Here is a 5,481-nt window from a genome sequence, read left to right as displayed (position 1 = left end):
GAATACCTTTACGCGAAGTCTACGAAGCGCAGAATACTAAGCTGGCGTGATATTCACGTTAATGTGTTTATCTGAATAAAACAATAAGGCTCTCACAGTTTCGGCTGTGAGAGCTTTTTTGTTATAGTATTTCTTCTCCGCTGTGCAAAGCAATGAGCTTATCTACCATTATCTCTTTCATCAGTTCAAATGCAGGGATACCTGTGCAATGTCCGCTGTAAAATACAGTGTCCATTTTTGCAAGCTCCTCTGCTGTCTGAATGATGACTGCTTTTTCTTTTTCGGTATGCTCGCCGTCTTTCTTCATCATGTGAAAGCCGGTAACAACATAGTCTGGAGCGTTTCCGAATATCTCCCTGTATCGATCGAGGATATTGAGGATACCGTTATGCGAACAGCCCGAAAGCAGCCAGCGCCTGCTGTTCTGTGTGATGACAAGGCACTGTTCATGCGCAAAATCATCGGGGACCTTTACACCGTTTTCCATACGGGATAGCTTGTGATTTCCCTGAGGATAGCATCGTCTGCCGATGATACCGCTGAACAGGAACAGGTCATCGTCAAGCTGAACATCGCCGTCAATGAGCTGAACATCCGGCAGTTTCAGAATATCCGTATCTATGCCGATATAGCGTTCACCGTTGAAATGCGGTTCGGTGGCTTTTCTCTGCATGATTATCTTTGCAGTATGGTTTACCTGCGAAAACGGCAGGATACCGCCGGAATGGTCATAGTGTCCGTGGCTGAGTATTACCGTATCGACTAAGGACAGATCAATCCCGAGGACTTCCGCGTTCTTCACGACTGCGTCGGTCTGTCCCGTGTCAAGCAGCAATTTATGCTTTTCAGTCTCAATATATATAGACAGGCCGTGCTCGGCGATACAGCCTTCATGTCCGCAGGTATTCTCTACAAGGGTTACAATTCTCATCAGTGATTACCGCAGCTGTGCGTGCCGCAGCCATGATCTCCGCAGGAATGTCCTTCACCGTGTTCATGATCGTGATGATCGCAGGTCGGATTGGAGTTCTGTTCAAGAGTCTGTGCAAGAAAAGCAGCAACTGCCTCATCTGCACTTCCTATGTTTCCGCCGTAAAGAGCGATTCCTGCCTCCTGCATAGCCATCTGTGCGCCTCCGCCGATACCTCCGCAGATCAGAACGTCAGCCTGAGCGTTTTTCAGGAAACCCGCAAGAGCGCCATGTCCTGCACCCATTGTTCCGACTACCTGCTCGTTAATAATCTTACCGTCAGCAACGTCATAGAGCTTAAACTGTTCAGTTCTGCCGAAATGCTGAAAGATCTGTCCGTTTTCATAGGTTACTGCGATTCTCATAATAGTGCTTCCTTTCCGTGTGATCTCCTCTGAGATCATGTTATCAAGAGTATAGTTTCCGCCCGAAATGACGATGCGTCTGCCTTCGACCAAAGCCTGTGCGAGTTTTTTTCTTGCAGTATCATAGATCGCCGTGACGGTCGTTCTTGCTACGTTCATCTCCTGAGCGCACTGCTCCTGCGTTTTCGAATGATAATCAATCAGACGTATCGTTTCAAATTCGTCAAGCGAAATAACGACAGTATCGTTTGCTGTATCCTGATCGGGCGCAAAGCTCCAGTAATCGGGGTAACAACAGATACGGCGTGATTTTTGAGGTCTTGGCATAACAGCATCTCCTTTCTGACTTATGTCGATTATAACATATTTATCGACTTATGTCAAGTATATTCTTGGCATTTTATGATATTGACGGTTACTGCTTCATTTGGTATAATTTCTTTGTAGGAGTGATACCATGAATAAGAATCTTGATCTGTTCCTGACCTTTATGAAGATCGGGGCTTTTACCTTTGGCGGCGGTTATGCGATGATACCGCTGATACAGAAGGAAGTTTGCGAAAACAAAAAATGGCTGAATGAAAAGGATATCACCGATATTGTTGCAATCTCTGAGTCAACGCCCGGACCGATCGCTATCAATGCCGCAACCTTTGTAGGATATAAGACATCGGGCTTTCTTGGGGCGTGTATGGCAACCCTCGGCGTTGTCCTGCCCTCGTTTTTTATAATCTCGCTTATATCCCTGATATTAACGCAGTTTCAGAGCATCAAAGCCGTACGCTATGCTTTCATGGGTATCCGTGCAGCCGTACTTGCACTGATACTGAAAGCACTATGGATGATGTTCAAATCGGTGAAGAAGAAAAAGAAGCCATTTTCCTATGCGATCATGGGACTTTCTCTTGTTCTGACTGCTTTCCTGAAAATAGACGCCGTATTTGTCATTATCGGATGCGGATTGTTCGGTCTACTGTGGTCAATCCTTAACAGAAAGGAGCAGAGCAATGGCGCTGATTGAGTTGTTTCTTGTCTTTCTGAAAATAGGGGCGTTCACCTTTGGCGGAGGATACGCTATGATCGCTATGATACAGGCGGAAGCAGAACGTCACGGCTGGCTGACGCAGGAAGAGCTTGTGGATTTCGTTGCTCTTAGCGAAAGCACGCCCGGCCCCCTTGCAGTCAATATGGCGACCTTTGTAGGTATCAGAACAGGCGGCGTTTTAGGGGCGATAATAGCTACCCTCGGTATAGTTTTGCCGTCCTTTATCATCATACTTATCATCGCAAAGTGCTTTGAAAAGTACAAGAAAAGCAAAGCGGTGGGCGGTATCATGTCGGGATTAAAGCCTGCGGTGGTAGGAATGATAGGTGCAGCCTTTATATCTGTTGCGAGGACGGTGTTCTTTCCGGCAGGTTTAAGCATATCTGTTTTTTCTTCTGCGAGCTTCTGGGTATTTCTCGGATTATTCGCTGTTACCACCGTGCTTGCGTTCAAAAAGGTACACCCGATCAAGATCATTCTGCTGTCTGCGGTGATAGGGTTAGGTGCAGGGTACGGATTGGGATTATAATAGAATTTAGAAAAACATATTGACATTTTTCTATGTGTATGATATAATATAGAAAATCTTCGATGTGAGGTGAGAACGTGGAGCTTTCAAACAAGCAGATCACTGTGATATTCAAAGCCCTGTGCGATGAAAACAGAGTGCAGATATTTAGAATCCTGCAAAACGGCGAACTATGTGCCTGTCATCTCCTTGAGGAGCTTCATTTGAGTCAACCGACACTCTCTCACCATATGAAGGTACTCTGCGACAGCGGACTTGTGGTCGGCAGAAAAGAGGGGAAGTGGATGCACTACTCTATTTCAGCAGAGGGAGCAAAAGTCGCTATGGACTGCCTGAAAGAGATCACGGCAGTAAACGAAAGCGAGTGTAAATGCTGTAATAAATAAGCCGTATGACCATACGGCTTTAAACAGCAACTACAAATCGATATATCTAAATATAACTATCGGAGGAAAAGAAAATGGATAATGTTTCAAAAGCAGTACAGTATTATGAGAATGGCTATAAGTGTTCGCAGGCGGTATTTGCAGCGTTTGCGGAGCAGTTCGGCGTTACCGAAAAACAGGCTCTTCAAATCGGAGCTTGCTTTGGCGGAGGAATGTGCAAGGGAGAGGTCTGCGGAGCTTGTACGGGTGCTCTCATGGTTCTCGGAATGAAGTACGGTCAGTTTGAACTCAGCGACACTGAAAGCCGTGCAAAAAGCGGCGCTATGGCAGTTAAGTTCCTTGACGAGTTCGAGAAGCGTAAGGGCTCGTATATCTGTAGGGACATTCTCGGCTGCGACCTCAGAACTGAGGAGGGTAAGAATTTTGCACTGTCAAACGGTCTGTTCAGAACGCTCTGTCCTGAAATGGTAAGGACGGCGGCAGAGATACTGACAGGAATGCTTGTAGGTGAGAGTTAAGCGTGTGGGACTTTATACAGGATGAAGTTTTCGGAATGAAATGGCTGAACAGGCTAATCGGCTCCCTGCTGAATGCCTGCGGTCTTGATACCGAGAGCAAGCTCGGCGGCAGCCTGCAATTCTTCATCTATGATACGGTAAAAATCACGGTACTGCTCGGCGTTCTGATTTTCGTGATAACCTATATACAGAGCTATTTTCCGCCCGAACGCACAAAAAAGATACTCGGCAGATTTCACGGTATCGGCGCAAACTGTATTGCAGCTTTGCTCGGCACAGTTACGCCGTTCTGCTCATGCTCCTCGATACCGCTGTTTATGGGCTTCACAAGCGCAGGGCTTCCGTTGGGAGTTACGTTTTCATTTCTTATATCCTCACCGATGGTGGACTTAGGCTCGCTTGTCCTGCTGATGAGCATATTTGGCTGGAAGGTCGCCGTTATCTACGTGATAGTGGGACTTGTTATCGCGGTCGCAGGCGGTACGCTTATAGAAAAACTGCACCTTGAAGATCAGGTGGAGGAGTTTATCCGCAACGGCATGAGCATAGATACTCCGCAGAATGAACTGACAAAGTGTGATAGAATGAAATACGCCTGGGAGCAAGTTGCGGGAACGGCAAAGAAGGTCCTGCCCTATATTATAGCAGGCGTAGGTATCGGAGCGATCATCCACAACTGGATACCTGAGGAATGGATAGTAAACGTTCTTGGCACCGGAAATCCTTTCGGAGTTATCCTTGCAGCGATATGCGGCGTACCGATGTATGCAGACATATTCGGCTGTATTCCTATTGCAGAAGCGCTTGTCGCAAAAGGAGCAAATCTAGGCGTAGTTATCGCTTTTTTGATGGGCGTTATCACGCTCTCGCTGCCGTCGATGATAATGCTTAAAAAGGCAATAAAGCCTAAGCTGCTTGGCGTTTTTATCGCTATCTGTACGGTTGGAATTATCTTTGTGGGGTATTTCTTTAATCTCACTCAGAATTACATTATTTAGGAGGGTACTTTCATGGCGTTATTCGGTAAGAAAAAGGAAGAGAAGAAATCTGAAGCTCTGTGCTGCTGTTGCGGCGGAGAGCAGACTACAAGTGAAACATCATCTGCTTGCTGCGGCGAATCTGTTGACGGTATCTGCTGTATCAAGGTACTCGGTTCTGGATGCAAAGCCTGCCATCAGTTTTATGACAATACTGTCAAAGCAGTTGAAGGTATGGGCATCGAGGTCGAGTATGTCACCGACTTGCAGAAGATCATGGAGTACGGTGCAATGTCAATGCCTGCGCTCGTTGTCAATGAGAAGCTCGTTTCCTCTGGTAAGACTTTGAAGCCTGCAGAGATATTAAAGCTTATAGGCAAATGACACGACTGAAGGCAGCCATAATGGCTGCCTTTCTTATCTGTTCCTGCTTTTGTTTTTTGTAATTATAACTGCTGACAATGGATGACTTTTGACGTATCAAATTTGCGGTGAAAAATAGCCTTTTATTAACCGCTTTTTGATAGCCACACTATCCGCAGTACAGGCTGCAATCAACAAAGGAAAGTAATTCCAAAATATACTCAAATTGGCTATTTTACGCTGAATCTGGACGATGCTAAAGAATACCTTTACGCGAAGTCTACGAAGCGCAGAATACTAAGCTGGCGTGATATTCACGTTAATGTGT

The 5,481-nt window shown here is 46.0% G+C and carries 8 protein-coding genes; 6 read left to right on the top strand and 2 right to left on the bottom strand.

What is annotated here, in order from left to right; all coding sequences use genetic code 11:
- Positions 1 to 121: 121 nt before the first annotated feature.
- Positions 122 to 931 (bottom strand): MBL fold metallo-hydrolase, encoded by an 810-nt coding sequence (locus tag L870_RS0106715; protein ID WP_028517497.1) that lies wholly within the window; start codon positions 929 to 931, stop codon positions 122 to 124.
- Positions 931 to 1,662, bottom strand: coding sequence for a DUF134 domain-containing protein (locus L870_RS0106710; protein WP_028517496.1), 732 nt, complete (start codon positions 1,660 to 1,662; stop codon positions 931 to 933). The genes L870_RS0106715 and L870_RS0106710 overlap by 1 nt, the downstream gene beginning before the upstream one ends.
- A gap of 130 nt (positions 1,663 to 1,792) precedes the next feature.
- Here L870_RS0106710 and L870_RS0106705 point away from each other — a divergent pair, with 130 nt between their 5' ends.
- The 6 genes from L870_RS0106705 (at position 1,793) to L870_RS0106680 (ending at position 5,174) form a co-directional block, all read left to right on the top strand.
- The gene (locus tag L870_RS0106705; RefSeq protein WP_028517495.1) at positions 1,793 to 2,356 is read left to right on the top strand and encodes a chromate transporter; all 564 of its coding nucleotides are present in this window, start codon (positions 1,793 to 1,795) and stop codon (positions 2,354 to 2,356) included.
- The gene (locus L870_RS0106700; protein ID WP_028517494.1) at positions 2,343 to 2,909 is read left to right on the top strand and encodes a chromate transporter; all 567 of its coding nucleotides are present in this window, start codon (positions 2,343 to 2,345) and stop codon (positions 2,907 to 2,909) included. Before L870_RS0106705 ends, L870_RS0106700 begins: the two co-directional genes overlap by 14 nt.
- A gap of 77 nt (positions 2,910 to 2,986) precedes the next feature.
- Entirely contained in the window at positions 2,987 to 3,295 is a 309-nt protein-coding gene (locus tag L870_RS0106695) for an ArsR/SmtB family transcription factor (protein WP_028517493.1), read from the top strand.
- 74 nt (positions 3,296 to 3,369) lie between these two features.
- Positions 3,370 to 3,813 (top strand): C-GCAxxG-C-C family protein, encoded by a 444-nt coding sequence (locus L870_RS0106690; RefSeq protein WP_028517492.1) that lies wholly within the window; start codon positions 3,370 to 3,372, stop codon positions 3,811 to 3,813.
- Between the two features lie 35 nt (positions 3,814 to 3,848).
- Entirely contained in the window at positions 3,849 to 4,811 is a 963-nt protein-coding gene (locus tag L870_RS0106685) for a permease (RefSeq protein ID WP_051411449.1), read from the top strand.
- A gap of 12 nt (positions 4,812 to 4,823) precedes the next feature.
- Positions 4,824 to 5,174 carry a thioredoxin family protein gene (locus L870_RS0106680; RefSeq protein ID WP_028517490.1) on the top strand — a complete coding sequence of 117 codons (351 nt, stop codon included), beginning with the start codon at positions 4,824 to 4,826 and terminating at the stop codon, positions 5,172 to 5,174.
- Positions 5,175 to 5,481: the final 307 nt, after the last annotated feature.

It is taken from the genome of Ruminococcus flavefaciens ATCC 19208, assembly GCF_000518765.1.
In the GTDB taxonomy this organism is placed as follows: Bacteria; Bacillota; Clostridia; order Oscillospirales; family Ruminococcaceae; genus Ruminococcus; species Ruminococcus flavefaciens.
The sequence above is the reverse complement of the archived record's forward strand: the minus strand, read 5'-3'. Positions and strand labels throughout refer to the sequence as shown.

Bases quoted from the DNA above. Each gene is read 5' to 3' on its own strand.
- L870_RS0106715 (WP_028517497.1), bottom strand. From the start codon at position 931: ATGAGAATTGTAACCCTTGTAGAGAATACCTGCGGACATGAAGGCTGT.
- L870_RS0106710 (WP_028517496.1), bottom strand. From the start codon at position 1,662: ATGCCAAGACCTCAAAAATCACGCCGTATCTGTTGTTACCCCGATTAC.
- L870_RS0106705 (WP_028517495.1), top strand. From the start codon at position 1,793: ATGAATAAGAATCTTGATCTGTTCCTGACCTTTATGAAGATCGGGGCT.
- L870_RS0106700 (WP_028517494.1), top strand. From the start codon at position 2,343: ATGGCGCTGATTGAGTTGTTTCTTGTCTTTCTGAAAATAGGGGCGTTC.
- L870_RS0106690 (WP_028517492.1), top strand. From the start codon at position 3,370: ATGGATAATGTTTCAAAAGCAGTACAGTATTATGAGAATGGCTATAAG.
- L870_RS0106685 (WP_051411449.1), top strand. From the start codon at position 3,849: ATGAAATGGCTGAACAGGCTAATCGGCTCCCTGCTGAATGCCTGCGGT.
- L870_RS0106680 (WP_028517490.1), top strand. From the start codon at position 4,824: ATGGCGTTATTCGGTAAGAAAAAGGAAGAGAAGAAATCTGAAGCTCTG.